At 36.3% G+C, this 16,926-nt stretch carries 15 protein-coding genes; 13 read left to right on the top strand and 2 right to left on the bottom strand.

Going from position 1 to position 16,926, the window contains the following annotated elements; genetic code table 11:
• Window positions 1-74: 74 nt before the first annotated feature.
• The 3 genes from DWB64_RS01440 to DWB64_RS01430 all read left to right on the top strand — a co-directional run bounded on the left by DWB64_RS01440 (window position 75) and on the right by DWB64_RS01430 (window position 4,003).
• Entirely contained in the window at window positions 75-692 is a 618-nt protein-coding gene (locus DWB64_RS01440; RefSeq protein ID WP_164980164.1) for an HXXEE domain-containing protein, read from the top strand.
• A gap of 230 nt (window positions 693-922) precedes the next feature.
• Complete coding sequence (locus tag DWB64_RS01435) at window positions 923-1,594, top strand: TetR/AcrR family transcriptional regulator (RefSeq protein WP_129486397.1); 672 nt, start codon at window positions 923-925, stop codon at window positions 1,592-1,594.
• Window positions 1,595-4,003: a PEP/pyruvate-binding domain-containing protein gene (locus DWB64_RS01430; protein ID WP_129486396.1), complete on the top strand. Its 2,409-nt coding sequence runs from the start codon at window positions 1,595-1,597 to the stop codon at window positions 4,001-4,003. It begins immediately after the preceding gene.
• 334 nt (window positions 4,004-4,337) lie between these two features.
• On the opposite strand, the gene DWB64_RS01420 is transcribed toward DWB64_RS01430, so the two are convergent.
• Complete coding sequence (locus tag DWB64_RS01420; protein WP_164980162.1) at window positions 4,338-5,243, bottom strand: L-2-amino-thiazoline-4-carboxylic acid hydrolase; 906 nt, start codon at window positions 5,241-5,243, stop codon at window positions 4,338-4,340.
• A 395-nt stretch (window positions 5,244-5,638) separates the two neighbouring features.
• Between DWB64_RS01420 and DWB64_RS01415 the strand changes: the two genes are divergently transcribed.
• Both DWB64_RS01415 and DWB64_RS01410 read left to right on the top strand, forming a co-directional pair.
• The gene (locus tag DWB64_RS01415; protein ID WP_129486393.1) at window positions 5,639-6,781 is read left to right on the top strand and encodes a DUF3179 domain-containing protein; all 1,143 of its coding nucleotides are present in this window, start codon (window positions 5,639-5,641) and stop codon (window positions 6,779-6,781) included.
• A complete protein-coding gene (locus DWB64_RS01410) occupies window positions 6,778-7,350 on the top strand; it encodes a hypothetical protein (RefSeq protein WP_129486392.1) in 573 nt (190 codons plus the stop codon). Before DWB64_RS01415 ends, DWB64_RS01410 begins: the two co-directional genes overlap by 4 nt.
• Before the next feature lie 863 nt (window positions 7,351-8,213).
• Here the strand turns inward: DWB64_RS01410 and DWB64_RS01405 are convergent.
• Window positions 8,214-9,077, bottom strand: coding sequence for a phosphotransferase family protein (locus tag DWB64_RS01405; RefSeq protein ID WP_164980161.1), 864 nt, complete (start codon window positions 9,075-9,077; stop codon window positions 8,214-8,216).
• Between the two features lie 190 nt (window positions 9,078-9,267).
• Between DWB64_RS01405 and DWB64_RS01400 the strand changes: the two genes are divergently transcribed.
• From DWB64_RS01400 to DWB64_RS01365, 8 genes are all read left to right on the top strand, one after another.
• A complete protein-coding gene (locus tag DWB64_RS01400) occupies window positions 9,268-9,870 on the top strand; it encodes a YdcF family protein (RefSeq protein WP_129486390.1) in 603 nt (200 codons plus the stop codon).
• A gap of 112 nt (window positions 9,871-9,982) precedes the next feature.
• Window positions 9,983-10,684 carry a hypothetical protein gene (locus DWB64_RS01395; RefSeq protein WP_129486389.1) on the top strand — a complete coding sequence of 234 codons (702 nt, stop codon included), beginning with the start codon at window positions 9,983-9,985 and terminating at the stop codon, window positions 10,682-10,684.
• 68 nt (window positions 10,685-10,752) lie between these two features.
• Window positions 10,753-11,325 carry a GDSL-type esterase/lipase family protein gene (locus tag DWB64_RS01390; RefSeq protein WP_129486388.1) on the top strand — a complete coding sequence of 191 codons (573 nt, stop codon included), beginning with the start codon at window positions 10,753-10,755 and terminating at the stop codon, window positions 11,323-11,325.
• A 57-nt stretch (window positions 11,326-11,382) separates the two neighbouring features.
• Complete coding sequence (locus tag DWB64_RS01385; protein WP_129486387.1) at window positions 11,383-12,006, top strand: HD domain-containing protein; 624 nt, start codon at window positions 11,383-11,385, stop codon at window positions 12,004-12,006.
• 184 nt (window positions 12,007-12,190) lie between these two features.
• On the top strand, window positions 12,191-13,303 hold the full coding sequence (locus tag DWB64_RS01380; protein ID WP_164980160.1) for an alkaline phosphatase family protein: 1,113 nt from the start codon (window positions 12,191-12,193) through the stop codon (window positions 13,301-13,303).
• Window positions 13,304-13,682: 379 nt separating this feature from the next.
• A complete protein-coding gene (locus tag DWB64_RS19155; RefSeq protein WP_164980159.1) occupies window positions 13,683-13,823 on the top strand; it encodes a hypothetical protein in 141 nt (46 codons plus the stop codon).
• 975 nt (window positions 13,824-14,798) lie between these two features.
• The gene (locus DWB64_RS01370) at window positions 14,799-15,944 is read left to right on the top strand and encodes an iron-containing alcohol dehydrogenase (RefSeq protein WP_129486384.1); all 1,146 of its coding nucleotides are present in this window, start codon (window positions 14,799-14,801) and stop codon (window positions 15,942-15,944) included.
• Window positions 15,916-16,926 (top strand): sensor histidine kinase, encoded by a 1,011-nt coding sequence (locus tag DWB64_RS01365; RefSeq protein WP_129486383.1) that lies wholly within the window; start codon window positions 15,916-15,918, stop codon window positions 16,924-16,926. Before DWB64_RS01370 ends, DWB64_RS01365 begins: the two co-directional genes overlap by 29 nt.

The following is a 16,926-nucleotide window of genomic DNA, read 5'->3' as shown; positions in this document are numbered from 1 at the left end:
ATTATAATAAGTGTATATCACAGTGTGTGATTTCAAGCAAGTGACTTTTATATCTGTAGATAATGGAGGTTGTTATGGGCAAGAGTTATATTGAATGGTTAAAAGATAATTGGCAAAAAACTGCGATAGTAGTTTTGCTTTATGTACTTGCAACTTTATTACCACTATATTCAAAACTTGAGTTGATCGAATTTATGCTTCTGCTAGCCTTTCCAATGTATTTAATACATGAAATTGAGGAATATATTCTTCCGGGTGGATTCACAGCGTTTTTTAATGAAAACTTACTAGGTGTCAAATCAAATGATAAAGTGCTTCCAATTGATAGAGAAGTTGTATTTTGGATAAATATGATTTATATTTGGCTTGTGATTCCAGTGTTTTCTGGACTTGGTTTTTTGAATTTAGGCTTTGCTGCTTGGATTCCGTATTTTTTAATTTTTCAAGCGCTCTCGCATTTAGCTATGGGAATAAAGGGGAAAATGATCATTAATCCAGGAATTAGATCCTCTTTTCTTTTGCATACACCTTATGCAATTGTCATGATTAATCTATTAGGCAAAAGTGGAACGATAACAAATCCCTACCTAAATATCTATATGGTTATTGGTTTTATGTTTAATTTGTTACTACCAATATTCGCTAAATTCATTATTCTTCCAAGATATCATAAGCGTATGGCTAATAAGTGAGGAAATTTCACAATAGATCACAAGGGATATTGCATAATAGATATTGATATGCTAAAGACACTACTCTACTAGATATAGTTTGATCTTCTTTTTGAATGTAATTATGCAGTTTCCTCATGTAATAGACTTAAAATGAATTTGTTAAACTTGACAGTTCATGCAATTAGGGATAAGATTAAATTAGAACAAACCGACGGTCGGTCTGTTGTCGATTGTTAGGAGGCATCATTATGGAATTAAAGGACAAAATAGTTGAGGTGGCTTATGACTTATTCGCAACAAAGGGATATGACAAGACGACCATAGCAGATATTATCAAAGGTGCGGGTGCATCCAAAGGTGGATTTTACCATCACTTCAAGTCAAAAGATGAGATTCTCGAAAAGATCATCTTTGCATCAATAGAAGAAATAGTGCTTTATTACAAGGAAGTTTTAGATGACGACTCAACTACTGCGGTGGCAAAGTTGAGCGAATCCTTTTATCGGTTGAACGAAGCAAAGAAGGAATCGGCAAAAGACTGGAATAAGCTTAAAAAGCTCTATACATTCAAGGGCAATCATGTTTTGTTAAAACGAATGGCGGAAGCATTTGAAGAGCAAACAGCTGATTTCTATCATCACTTGATTAAGCAAGGAATAGAGAGCGGTGAATTTCAAGTTCAATACCCTAAACAGTTGGGCGCCCTATGGAGTAGGGAAGTAATAAAATTTCACCAGATGTCTAGGCGCATCTTTACTGGCGTCAAAGATAATGAAGATGAATTTTATGATATGCTCAAGTTTGACGAAGAGCTGATCAACAGTCAGCTAGGCATTGAGAGTGGAAGGATTCGTTTAGTTGAGATGGGAGATGCTTATTTACAGTCAATGAAAAAGATTGTAAGAGAGGGGATGTTATAAATGATTAAATGGTTTAAGGACATTACAGAAGCTGATTTTGAACTAGTCGGTGGTAAGGGTTATAACTTAGCGAAAATGTTTAATCAAGGCATGCAAGTTCCCAATGGATTTGTGATTCTTTCAACGGCATATGATACTTATGGTTCATTGGAGTCAGTAGATGAGACCTTGATGGAAGAGGTATACAAAGCCTTTGACAAAATGGAGAGTGGACTAGTTGCGGTTAGAAGTAGTTCAACGGTTGAGGACTTGCCTGGTCTTAGTTTCGCGGGTCAGTACTCCACCTATCTAGAAGTAACTAGGGATGACTTAAAAGAGAGGATTCGCGGGTGCTGGGATTCACTCAATAATGAAAGAGCCATAGAGTATCGTTTGAAGAACAAAATTACTGAAGGCTATTCCCATGCGGTGGTTGTTCAAGAGATGGTTAATTCACATGTATCAGGGATTGCCTTCACCTCGAATCCGGTGAGTGGTGTGAGAGACGAGTTGGTCTTAAACACAGCCTTTGGTCTTGGAGAAGCGATTGTGAGTGGTCAGGTAACACCGGATCACTATCTTGTAGATAAGAGCAGTGGAGAAATCATAGAATCAACCTTAAAAGAAAATTCTTTGGATGGCTCTATGCTTAAAAAATTGCTTGAAGTCTGTGGAAAAACGGAAGCATTTTTTGGAAAGCCCCAGGATATTGAATTTGCTTTTGATACAAGCTGTAAGTTATTCTTGCTTCAGTCACGGGACATCACAACCTTGTTTCCGATGGATGCCTTTGAAAGGGATGACAAGTTTAGAGCTTATTTAAATACAGGAACTGTGATGCTTGGAATGAAAGAACCTTTTACACCGCTTGGTTTTAGTATAATGAGCACTATGTTTCCAACAATCATCAATGTCATAACCGCGCGAAAGAAAAACCTTTTGACCAACAGTTTCGTGAAACATAATGCCTACAGGATGTATGTGGATATAACTTACCTGATGTCGAGTAAGTTTATAGCCAAGCAGTTTGCTAATTCATTCTCAGGCAACGATTTGCCCCTTAAAGGAGTCATGAACAGCGTGATTGAGAAATACGGAAACCGCTTTAAAGGACAGGGGTACCGATTCAGATTGCCTTTGGGGATCATAAAATATAGTATTGGTTTGACAGGGAAGTTGCGCGAGATTAAAAAAATTCCTAATGCTGAACGCTATGCTGCAATACGAGCGCTTGGTGATAAAGCCTTTGCGGTACAAAAGAAGATTTTTGATGAACTAAGAACGGATGAAGAGCGAGTGAGCTTTGCCAAAGAGGTCTTGGTTGAAGCCTTCAAGTTATCACAAACGATGGCAATGTACTGTTTGGATGTGAATAATCTGATTAAGATAGAAAAGGTGCTTAAGAAACACCTGCCAGACAAGTATCAACCGGAGAAATTGGTTCAGTCCCTTCCAGGATGTATCACACAGACCATGATGGTGGACCTGAACAAGTATGCTGAAGTCTTGGATGAAAAGGGGCTTGAACCAAGTGTTGAACATGTAGAATTTCAAAAGATACTTGAGACATATGGACACCGGGCCAATATCGAGTTAGATCTGGGAACCGAAAGGTGGCGGGAAGATCCGAGTTATTTGCTCGGTTTAGTAAAGAGTTATATGGTTGATCAAATGTATGTAAGAAACTTAGAAGATTATGAGTCTAAGCGAAAGCAAGCAGAACATATGATTGAAGACATCTGCAATGACTTGATTTCGATGGGGAAAACCAGTTTAGCTAAAAAAATGAAAAAAATAATGGTCAATTATCGTTACGGTGTTGCCATGAGGGAATACCCTAAGTCAGATATTGTTAGATTTCTTGAACTGGGTAGAAAAGCCTTGTTCGATGTAGGTCATCATCTTGTTAAAAGCGGTAGCTTAGATAAGGCAACAGATGTTTTCTTTCTTTATTCAGAAGAGATTTACAGTGGTCAGGATTTAAAAGCTTTGGTCGCTGAGCATAAGGAAATCTATGAAAAAGAAATGAAACGAACATCTATTCCGCGTATGGTGCTCAGCAACGGTGCAACATACTATACATCAACGGTAATCGACCCTAATGCTGATGTCTTAAAAGGTATGGCGCTATCTCCAGGTTCTTATGAGGGCACGATACGCGTTGTTTTCGATCCAAAGACTACCGCCCTAAAAGAAGGTGAGATTCTTGTGACAGAGAGTACCAATCCAGCTTGGACCCCCTTATTTGCAGCAGCGGGTGCCATTATTATGGAATACGGTGGACCAATGAGTCATGGGGGTATTGTTGCTAGAGAATACGGTATTCCAGCAGTCGTAGGTATTCCATCCGCAACAGCTGTCTTAAAGGATGGTCAACGAGTAAGGGTGAACGGTGAGACTGGGATCATAGAGATCCTCACTAATGATTGAGCAAATTCATAAAAGATAGTCATTCTTTAACCAAGGCATTCCAGCTTCGATCTTTATTAGGGTATGTTCTGTACATGATTGTCCACTAAGGTCAACGTGAACATCCAACATCATCCTCTGTCTCGCCTAGACGAGTATTTTGAAACGATTTACCTTGAGTCGCTACTTGGTCACTCGGTGGATGTTTCTAAACTAAACGATAATCGATTCGGCGGAATATGAGTTGTTACATTTGCCTCAACTACCACTTTAAAAGTGGTAGTTGAGGTATGCTTAAGATGAAACGCATATCACTATATCCCTTTTATCTGCCAAGACTCAACCTATAAGCATTTCATTTAGTTTCACCGAAATACTTCATGGCATATTCATCCCACTTCTCTTTGCTGCCAAAGTGAATGATTTTAGCTTTCTCTTCCCATTCGCGTACTAATTCACGTATTCCTTCAACTGTATAACAATCACCATAATTCTTCTCGTCCATAATAGGGTCTTCTGTTGTTCTAATACGGAATTCATGATCGCAGTATTCATTTCCTACACTTATACTGTGACATCTTTTGAATATCAGATTTGGGAATACTGTATGATAGGTGATGTGATCCGCCATACATAAAGCGGCTGCTGAAAACTTCAATCCATAATTACGAAGAATCTCCATGTTCGAGCATCTCGTTACATGAAACCTCATTTCACTTTTATCTTTTGCTAAATATATTTTGCCCTCAAACCCTTTGTTTTTCTCAACTTCATCTCCTAAATAATCCCTAGCTTGTTTTAGCCATACTTCAACATTGTCGATTTCTTTAACAGGATGAAACCGTGACTTCATCATATCCAAAGTCAATGGCATCATCTGAGCAGCAATGAATCTGTCTGCTTCAATCGCAGTCATTTTATTCTGTAAGTTATTAAAAAGTATGATAAAAGGCATAAACTCCTTAAATTTCGCTTTATAGAACTTTGTTCTCTCTGAATTATCCAAGTTGAACATTTCAGGTCTCCATTTAGGTCTATTAAAGACCATATCCCAAACAATTGACTTGAAAAAGATATATCCTCCATATTGTTTTCCAAATCTGCCTTGAATACTTTTTTTGAGTTGCTTCAGGAACTTCATCATATCGATATTGTAGGGTTCACCCTGTACCTTGTTATTCGTTGCCCAGTCTAAGAAATCAATCTTATCCCAAGTACTTCCTGATACCGAACATTTTTGGCTTATTTTCTTTTCATTCATTGTAAAACAACTCGTGCCGTTCACCCACATGCCGTATGTCAGTGTCACTCATTTCTCTACGGCACCGTTATACAGCTACTCGGTGAGCGGCACCATTATCTCCATTTAGAACTTGAAGTGGATGACACAAAATTTTATTTGAGCCTTGATATAAAAATAGCGAAATATTACAATTTTGGAGTCCAAACTACTTTTATTGCACGTTTTCTTAATTTATCAACGTCGAATCGCGATAAAATTTTAAGGGTGCTATTTAGAAAACAAATGCAACAAAAACAATTTAAAAAAATCGCAAAGGATGGGGAATAATATGCCTAAATGGTCAAGTGAATATGAACTTGGTATATTGGTAATTGATGAACAACACAAGTTACTATTTTTAGGAGAGGTTTTATTTGTTTGAAAACTATAATCAATTGGGTATATATAAAATAAGTGATCTTATGAAAAAGTTATGGTTTATCATCATTCTTCTTATTTTTATCATGGGGTGTAGCCCGCAAAAGTCCGGTCAAAATAAGGCCGATGATTTGAGCATTGGGAGCTCTACTGATGAACCCTTAAAAGCAAGTGATGATGAATTCAGGCAAACACTCATTGACAACATTCAAAGCGGCGGTCCCCCACCTGATGGGATTCCTCCAATAGAAGAAGGTCTTTATGAATCAGTTGATGAAGCAAATAAATGGCTCAATGACTATGATAGAATTTTTATCTATGAAACAAATGAGGAAGTCTACCTGTTCCCACAACGCATATTAGTGTGGCATGAAATTGTAAACCTCAAATCATTAGAAAATCCAGTTGCTCTTACTTACTGTCCTTTAACAGGTTCAGTCATTGCCTATGACTATCCAAGTGAATATGACACTAGTTTTGGTACTAGTGGCAGTCTCATTAACAGTAATTTGCTTATGTATGACCGTGCAACCAATGCCTATATCTCTCAAATTGATGGTGTTGGACTCACAGGAGACCTAAAAGGTTATGTACTCATATCACAACCAACCTTTTGGTCTGATTGGCAGCATGTAAAAGTCGCATATCCAAATGCCTTAGTACTCACAGATGAGACAGGCTTTCTTAGGGATTATAAGACTGATCCATATGGATCGTATAATGATATAAAAAGTAATAACTACTACTATAATGAAGGCGTCATTTTTCCAGTTATGAACCAAGACCATAACAATACATTTAAGGCAAAGGCAAGTATTATTGGACTAAAACACAAGGAATCTTACTTAGCACTTAACCCTGTTAAAGCACAAAAAGACACCCCCTTTACTTTTGAGTTTGAAGGGACTGACTTTTCAGCTTTGTATGATGACCGCATAGGTGCAGTGAGATTGTATGTTACTCCTCAAGGGGAGGCATTAAACTTTGAAGATGACCTTATAAGGAGTAAATCAGGATTAGAATGGACCCCGCTTGGCCAAGCCATAGGAAACCATGAAAATCTCCAAAGTCCTCAGTATTTTGAAGTGATGTGGTTTGCATGGTATGCCTTTTATCCACAGACAGAGGTGATTAGATGACATTAATCAAAACGTATCTAAACTTTCTGTTAAGAGAAAAAAAAATACTTTATCAATCTATTTTAGCTGGTTTAGCATATGGTGTTTTTTATTATGCTGCCATAGGCTACATGAGGTTTGAAGCTCATGAGTTTTCAATAATAACTATACCCAATTGGAGCAATATGACCTTTAAGACGAGAGCCCCCTTTTTATGGGAACCTACAATCCGTCTTTATAGTGGACTAGGTATCACTTTTGACTTTTCATTCATGAATATCTTATTAACCTGTCTGCTTATTGTTTTAGCATTTTTGAACATATCCCTCTTAATAACCAGTATTAAAATGCCCAAAATTTGCAATCTAAAATCAAAAGGGGGAAGAATAATGGCTCTTTTACCTGCATTTCTTTCTGGTTTTGCCTGTTGTGCCCCCACATTTGTGATTGTATGGGTTAGTATTTTTGGTGGTGTAGCCACATCTTTTCTCGCCTTTGCAAGATGGGCTATTCCCCTTAGCCTAGTTATGCTGACCTTAGGAGCATGGCGAGGTTTAAGACTATTAAACATAAATGAAACTGATAGATAAATTGGATGATGTTATGAAAACAAGTAACCTGATCGAGTTAGGAAATATTATCAATGAATTAGTAGATTATACTAACTATCACTTCAGTACAGAAGAATATATGATGTAGGTAGTTAAAGTAGAGGGATTAGAACCTCATAAAAAGAAACATCAAAATTTTTGCACAAAAAATACTAGAATGGAGCGATATAGAGCTTGTAAAAATAGACGTGAAGGATTTAAAAGCGTATTTAGATACTTGGATTACTAATCATATTTTAAATGAAGATTCAAAATATGTGAATATTATAAAAAAAATGAAGAATAGCTTGGCCATTCTTCATTTAGCATAAAGGTATTTAACTTAAAAAAGTTTTCAAGGAGCATGGCGGTTCTTACTGGCACATCTTCGAATTCGAGGATGTGTTTTTCTTTTTCTTTATTTACAAAACTGACATCGGCATCTTCATTATCAGACTGAAATTCTTTAGTAGGAAGTCCAGTATAATATTGAATAGGTATAAATGGATGTTAGATATGGAATGATGTATTCCTTGAAACTTCTGATTTATGTCGGAGTAGTCGTTAGATTAACTGTGTGTGATACAATTAGATTTGGATTATCTAGAAATGCATGGGTGACGGTGAAGCCTCCAAAAAACTCTTGATTTTTAAAAAATGTGAAAGATAGAAATATCGACCTTCATAATTACTTATTGAATCATCGTAAATGATCGAAATATGTATGTAATCGGTATGATTTTGTGTTCAGAGAGTAAAAATACTTTTGATATGCAAGTGGAGTATTCAATATTTCATTACTGAAAATAATTGCTAGTTTTTCGGAGGTTTCCCAGGCACTGAGGTCTGCTTTTATTTATAAACTATAAATACTGACAGACTTGCTCGTAATTCTCAGTAAAAAACTCGTCATCTGTCTTATTTCTTCTAATACACCAAGCAAGGCCACCAAAACCATTGAAGAACAAGTAAAAGTCAAGAGTGTTGCTTATATCAGGAAGCGCTCGTATACTCGTGTAACCACTTATAAAGGATTCCTTTGTTCCCTTATAAAGATCCCACATATAAACCTTCACTTTAGTAAAATCAATATCACGTGAACCGCCTCTGGAACTTTCAAAATCAATCAAGCCTACAATTTTTTTATCTTTAACTAGGATGTTACCCGGGCGATAATCAAAGTGAATCATGGCAGGACCATCCGCTGGTGGCAGGTTTATAAACATTTCCTCGAACCTACTGGCACACCTCTTTAAAAAGTTGTCATCAAGATGCCCTTCACACTCCGAATACCACTCGTAAAACCTGGTTTTAACAGAGTCCCACCAGTTTAAGTGGACCCCTTCAACCAGTTCAAAATCCTTCATGGGGATTTGATGCATTTCGGCAAGGAGTCTACCCATGTCATAGGCCAAGTGTTCAGAAACTGGACCAACAATGGGTTCTCCATCGATGTAAGACAGGAGTAAAGCCCCTGTGATGTCCTCATCACCCTCCCAAAAATTGAGGAGCTTTGGAACGGGCAACTTGCCTTGCAAAGATTCTAAAATGGGCTTTTCTCGATGTAATTTAGATTTGCTGTAGGGAATTTTAAGAATGACCTTTTGACCACTGGCAAGTTCAAGCATATGAACTGTTGAGCTAAAGGATTCAGGTACTGGTGAAATCGTAGAGACATCCAGTTTGAATTCTCGTATCAGTTTTGCAACGGTTTTATCGCTTGTCATTAAGATGCCCCCTTTTTGATCTAGTCGACTCATTTTATAATAATCAATACGGATGAAAAGAACCACAAATCTTGATTGGATGTAATGATATATTCATATTACATTTTTCTTAAATCCTTTTTTTTCCTGTTTTTTTTAGTAGAATAGAAAGGACATAAGGTAAAGTTTTCTAAATGGAAGTGGAGAAATTATGAGAAATTCAACATATAAAAAAATAAGCATAAGGCTAATTGCAGGAGTAATCATCTTCGTGATATTCATCATATCATCTACATACCCTTTAATACATTCAGAGAAGACTTCTGAGATTGAGGACCTTTCAAATACAGATATTCTTATTGTTTTAGGAGCTGGACTTTGGGGAGATCGGGTATCGCCTCAATTAGCGCTTAGACTCAAGACGGCGTTTGAGATCATCAGACAGAATGATCATATGACGATCATCGTATCAGGTGGACAAGGACCGGATGAACTAGTGAGTGAAGCCCAAGCCATGAAAGACTACTTGGTGAAACTAGGGGTGGATAAAAATCGAATCCTATTAGAAGACAAGTCGACCTCAACATTTGAGAACATCACCTATTCATTAGAACTCATTAAGAAAAACCAGTTAAGCTACGATAAGTTAGCGTTTGTTACAACTGACTTTCATGTCTATAGGGCAAAGATGTTATTTAAAAGACTTGGCATGCAAGTTGAGGGAAAATCAGCACCAAATATTGCGAGTATTGTTGTGAAAAATAACGTAAGAGAGGTTTTTGCATTAATTAAGGATTTTTTAGTATCACACTAGAGATCACTACTTAACTGAAAATTATTGGAACTTGATTGGCGTTTATTACTGTTCGAGTAGCGAGAACAATTGATAAAAATAGTTCATAGACTAATTTAAGAAAAGGGGAATTATGAGAACACTAAGACAAGTACTTAAGAATGAAAGACTATTGCTTTACATGGCACTAATTATACCTACTATTGGCTTATTGTTAAACCAAGGTATACTGCTTGTCTATAACTACAATTTAAGTCTGATTGAGAACCGCATGGTGAATATAAATTTTACCCCAATATTTTTCGCATCTAGTATTCAAGTAATCATCTTTTTCTTCTTGGACATGACAAGTGAGTTATGGCAGATTGCTTACATAAAAAAGAAGTCGAAGACACTTAAATGGCTGGTCCCATTTTTAGTGCTACTATTAGTTTTATTGAGACTTTTGAATATTCCAACACTACTATTAAGCACTGGGATTACAACCACGCATCTGGATTTTGGAGCAGGTTTATTACCCTTTGTGAATTTACTAAATTCCTTTATCACCCTTGTAATGTTCTACTCACTTATCAAGTATCGTTTTTTTGAGAATGAAATACTTAATAAACTACTGATAGGTTCGTTTGCCATTTCTATCATCTCAATAAGTTTAAGGTATCTAAACTCAGGTTTTGAATATCTTTTAGGAAATAGCTTAGACCTTATCAGTATGTTGAACACAATCCTGGGTTATGGCAACATGGGTGTCAGAACGGTACTTATAATATTGATGACCACAACTTATATAAAAGACTACCGCGTTGGGAGAGTTTTAAAGGGTGAATTAGAGTGAGCGTTTATTCATAGAATAGTAGTTGATGAATACGGTAGAAACTTTTTCTTTAGAAAGAAGGAGCAAGTATGATAAAAAAACTAGTGTGTTTAGGAGACAGTCTGACCCAAGGGTATGAAATTGACTTATCCGCTAGGTGGACTCAAGGCTTAAAAGAGAAATTGAACTGCGAGGTTGTTAATAAAGGTATTTCTGGAGATACAACCGCTGGAATGCTGGCAAGATTCTATCATGATGTCGTTAGCGAAAAGCCTAGCCATGTTTTAATAATGGGGGGAACCAACGACTTGTTCTTTGATATTTCCTTTAGGCAAATTATTTACAATATATTTGCCATGACAAGACAGGCCAAGTTTAATGGAATAGAAGTTATCATTGGCATTCCGCCAATGTCCTATGCAGACCTTGACTCAAGTGATGAGAGTATAATTGCTTCGGATAGAAAGCATTCAAAACGTGTTGAGGACTACAGACGACTCTTAATGGAGTATTGTACCCAAGATGAACGTTCGTTTATAGATTTTAATGAGTTTTTAACACCTGATGACTTCATTGCAGATAAGTTACACCCCAATGAAGCAGGTCAATTACTCATGAGAGACAGTGTGATTAAAGGCTTATCAAGTTTTTTGAACGAGTGATTTCGATTGATTTGGAACTACTCTGTACCAGACATCATTAAATGACATGAGGAATATATGAGATCACTAAAAGTACTACCTAAAGACAAAGCTTTAGAATACCTGATAGAAGCAAACAAGATGAACCCTGGATTATGGTACGAACATAGCTTAAATGCAGGGCAAGCCGCTTGGCTAATTGCGAGTGCTTGTGATGATTTGAATGAAGAGCTAGCCTATGTCTTAGGAGTTTTACATGACATTGGTAGAAGAGAGGGCAAATCACATCTAAAGCATGTAACAGATGGCTATAGGTATATGATGAAAGAGGGTTATAGCTCAGTTGCAAGAATATGTTTAACACATTCATTTCCAAATCCAAACATTGATGAGTACTTAGGTCACAAGGACAGTTCTGATGATGACCTGAACTTTCTTAAGCAGTATCTTGATGATGTAGTATACGATGATTATGATAGGTTAATTCAGCTGTGTGATGCCTTAGCTGACACTAAAGGCTTTTGCCTTGTAGAAAAACGCCTATTAGAAACGGGCATACGGCTAGGGGCTACAGAACATACAAGACAAAAGTGGAAAAGTTACCTTGATTTAGTTGCGTATTTTAGCAAGAAAGCTGGCATGTCAGTTTACAAGCTTTTACCTGGAGTTGTTGAAAATACGTTTGATTTCAATCAGTACTAATTGATGTAGGTAAAAATCTAGTCTGGAAAACGAACAAGAGAAAAGGAAATGGATGAAAGTATCTGGCACTGAGGTCTTATAGTAGTACCACGGTTGTTTATATAATAACTACTTATCAGTTTAATGTCATTAGGGCATGTTATAAGCTAGAAGAAGTGTATTTATTGACTTACAGGAGACCATGATGATCTATCCTAAATATGAAAACAGTACTTTGTCGGCAATAACATCCATTTTAAAGTATTATGGTATTGACTCTCAACATGTTAGTCAAAAGGCAATTGATGAAGCACTTAAAAAGAAGTATAAGAATATAGTCTTTATGATTTTTGATGGAATGGGAGAATCCATACTAGAGAGTCACAAAGAAGTCGCTAGGTTTTTAACAGAGCACCACCGCACGACATTATCTTCTGTATTTCCATCTACAACAACAGCAGCTATTATTTCTTTAGAAAGTGGATTGTCACCTATCGAACATGGTTGGTTAGGTTGGAGTCTATACTTTAAAGAAGTTGATGCAAATGTAAGTGTATTTCCAAATACACTGAGTGGTTCTCAAGGGGAGCCAGCAGCTGATTATCATTTAGGAAGAAGGCATATGCCTTATCAAGATGTTCTTGATCAAATTAATGGGATTAGTCATGGAAAATTTCATGCTGTTAGAGTATCGCCATTTTCTGATATAAAACCAAGTAGTGTAAGTGAGATGTGCGAAAAGGTCATAAGTATAAGTAAGGAACAGAAGGAAACTTGTATCTTTACCTACTGGCCACAACCAGATTTTGATATGCATGACCTAGGCACAAAACATGAGAAAATAAGCGCGATTATGAAAGATATCAACAATCAAGTTCAGGATATGTGTTCAAAATTAAAAGACACACTGGTAATCATCACAGCTGATCACGGATTAATTGATACAAAATGGCGATTCTTAATGGACTATCCAGAATTGGTTGACTGTTTTAGTAGAAGACCATCAGTCGAAACGAGAGCTTCTTCCTTCTTCATCAAAGAAGGATTTACAAAACAGTTCAAACTACTTTTTAATGACTTGTTTAAAGATGAATTTTTACTCTTTTCCAAAGAAGAAATACTTAAGCAAAATCTATTTGGTACAGGAGTTCCCCATGAACGATGTAATGACTTCATAGGAGATTATGTTGCAGTTGCCATTAGTAATTATAGCTTCGAATACAATAGAGTGGATGAAAACACCTTGTTTAAAGCAACACATGCAGGTTTAACAGAAGAGGAAATGAATGTCCCACTTATCATTGTTCCTATTAAATAATCAAGGAGCTAATCTATACTAATGGACTTTTACAGACGCACTTCCAATAAGCCAGCAAGTGACCAAATTTTTACAATCAAATATTACAAAAACCTTAAATGTCTCTAAAAAGAGGCATTTTTTAGTATACTAATATCATGTTTGAAGAGCGGGCGCACACAAGGCACGCCCCTACGCGACCAAATCCCCTTGTAGGGGTAGGCCTTGTGTCTACCCGTCCTTTGTTTTTAAATTCAAGGTGTGATTCACATTGTGATTATTATCCGGTAGAAGAGAAACATATGAGTATAAAAAAGCACAAGGAAATTTTGAACCGAGATAAGGACAAAAAAGACTTAGAACTGATTAATAAAAGATTAGAAGGGCTGAAGGAGAATTTATGAAACCTAGATTAAGCAGAGGCACGGCTGAAAAAGTGAAGTGCCAATCAAGAGCTAGTATCAGAACTTTGGAACTTGAAAATGAGACTTTAAAATTATTTTTAATTTTAACAGAAAGGAACATGAAACATGCCAATTGATCAAAGAAATAAACTTGAAGAAGAACCCTTTGACTATCAATCTACTAAAGACTGCATAAGGGTTTTTCATCATCACAAGATGGTGACAATTCTACGAGGAAAGGCAATGTTGAAGTTAGATAAACAGCTTGAAAACGCCAAGACTTCAAAAGAGGTACAACTCCTACTTGCCAAAATAACAGGCCATTATAAGCATGGTAATGAACGCCGCTAAACCATAATTCCAGGCGCACTGCTTTAACTCTACGCATCGTTTATTGTGCTTTAGATAAGTAGGATATAGGATTTATGTGGTGGTATGATTATGGATTGTAAAAAAACTGGAGAAATCATTTATACGCTTAGAACAGAAAAAGGTTTAACGCAACTACAACTGGCTAATGAACTGTCGATTAGTGATAAGACTGTTTCGAGTTGTATCCTGAACAACACATTGGACTTCGTATTCCAAAGTACAAAAGGATGAACCTATATGTTCATTGCAACAGGATGGTCTGTTTAGGCTTGATATCTAGATAGTTTACTTGTCTTTAAGATTGCAGTATCAGAAGAAAAATATATTGAAATTACTTATAAGTTTAGTCATTAATTTTGAAAAATGGTAGTGACAGATATGCCACACTCGAAACCATAGCCAAACTAATTAAGCAGTAATAATGAACACAAGGGTCAGAGAAATCTGATCCTTTATTCATATTCAAAACCGTAGGGGCGTCGTCTTGGGTGCGACTTCTCTTTACAGAGGAATGTGGATAAATGATCAGAAGCGAAAATCCAGATTCTACTATAAGATGCCAATGGAGAAGATCATTCGTGTATTTGATTTACACTAATCTTCCAACTCTATATAATTTTCCTTAAAAATGGTCATAGATTTTGTCATGACATACTCTTCTTAGCTTTGCATGTTTGTTTCTCCATGTTATAAGATTGTTTTGTCAAGTTCGTGGGTACTAATTAACAGAGGTGATATATATGGATATGTTTAAATTTGTCGCACCTGAGTTTATCTTTGGATCCAATTCTATTCAATACACAGGGCAAACACTTAAAAACTTAGGTGCTGATCACATCTTCATTGTAACAGATAAAACAGTGAAATTATTACATTGGTTCGAAAGAATTATTGAGTCTATTGTCAATGAAAAAATCAAGTATAGTATCTACGATAATGTGACAGAAAACCCAAAGGATATAGAATGTGAACAAGGTAAAATTGAATACTTGCTTCATCAATGTGATGTAATTCTTGCCATTGGTGGAGGCAGTGTTATGGATTGTGCGAAAGGTATTGCAATTTTAGTAAAAAACCCAAGTCCAATTTTATTATATGAAGGAATTGATGAAATCCATTTACCGATTGCGCCTCTTGTGTGTATACCAACTACTTCTGGTTCAGCTGCTGAAATATCACAGTTTGCAATTATTACAAATACTGAAGAGTGCTATAAAATGGCAATTGTAAGTAAAATGATTGTACCTGATTTTGCTATTATCGATCCAGAGACAACCTTGACCAAAGAATTCGATTTGACAATAAATACAGGACTGGATGTGCTTGCGCATGCAATAGAATCTTATATGTCAAACGCTGCATCTCCAATTACAAAACTACATGCACTAGCATCCATAGAACTTGTAGTAAAACACCTAGAATTATGTTCAAAAGATTTACTTAATCTTGAACACCGCGAAGCCATAATGCTTGCATCGGTGCATGCCGGATTGTCTTTTTCTAATGCTAGTTTAGGTTTAGTTCATGCAATGGCCCACGCACTAGGTGCGAGATATAATTTGACACACGGTCAACTTAATGGTCAGTTACTTACCGGAGTTGTCACTTATAACTTAATAGATAATCCCATCAACGTCGATCAAATTATTAAACTTTTTCAAGATGAGCTGCTATTAAGTATTACAAATCTTCCAGATTTATTGGATACTTTTATTTTAAGAATAAGGAAAAATGATAACTTGCCTAATGTAATTTTTGAATCAGCTGAAATTGATGATTTGATGATGTATATTTTAAATGATCCTTGTAATGCCACAAATCCAAAAGATGTCACTTCAGAGGGAGTGAGGTGGTTATATGAATTCATCAGAGAAAGACAAACTTAGAAGTAAACTCATGGGTCTTGGTGAAAATTCAATTCGTAAGAATTACTATACTGAGTTGTTAGAAAAAACCAAAGCGCTGCAAAAGAATAACCTTAAACTTGAGCAAGAAATTCAAAAGAGAATGGTAGCAGAAGAAAAACTCAATCGATTAAATGAGCAACTTGAAGTTAGAATCAAGGAGCGAACATCTGAGTTGCAAACCTCAAACAAGCAATTATTAGAGTCTCTCAATCATTTAGAATTAGCAATGGATGTGTTAATTGCCGAAGAAAAAAATCGAGCTATGTCCAAAATGTTAATGGGACTCTCTCATGAAATTAATACACCACTAGGTAACGCAATTATGACTACCAGTTTTCAAGCGACGTTAATCAGGGATTATGCAAAAAGTTCGTCCTTCCCACCCGGGTTTTGGAGTCAACTATTAGAATCCAATGAACTGATTAGAAGAAATTTAGAGCAAAATAAACACCTTGTAGATGATATGCAAACCCTCTTTGAAGATGACTCTGTGGAAGACTCGATCACTTTCGATGTCGTTTCACACATAAAAAAAGTACTTAGAACACTTGAACACTCCACTCAAAGTCATAACATTCGTGTTGTATTACACACTATACAAGATGTTATCGTTGTCAATGGACTACCAAGCGTCTTTTCTAGAATTGTCACTCACTTAGTTGAGGACACCGTGTTACACGCATTTAAAGGAGAAACATTAGATCCAACAATCACCATAAGTCTATTATCTGGGGAAGATGAGATACAACTCTACTATAAGGATAATGGCATTGGCATTCCAGCATCGGAAATAGACAAGATCTTTGATCCATTTTATACGATGAAGAAAGGTAAAAAAAGAAGTGGATTAGGACTATTTGCGATCAAACAATTAATCACCACTCAACTTCATGGTCAAATTAAAATCGATAGCAATCCTAATGAAGGTATTCAGTTCATCATTACTATTCCAAATAAATAA

Source organism: Fusibacter sp. A1 (genome assembly GCF_004125825.1).
Taxonomy (GTDB): Bacteria; Bacillota; Clostridia; order Peptostreptococcales; family Acidaminobacteraceae; genus QQWI01.
The sequence above is the reverse complement of the archived record's forward strand: the minus strand, read 5'-3'. Positions and strand labels throughout refer to the sequence as shown.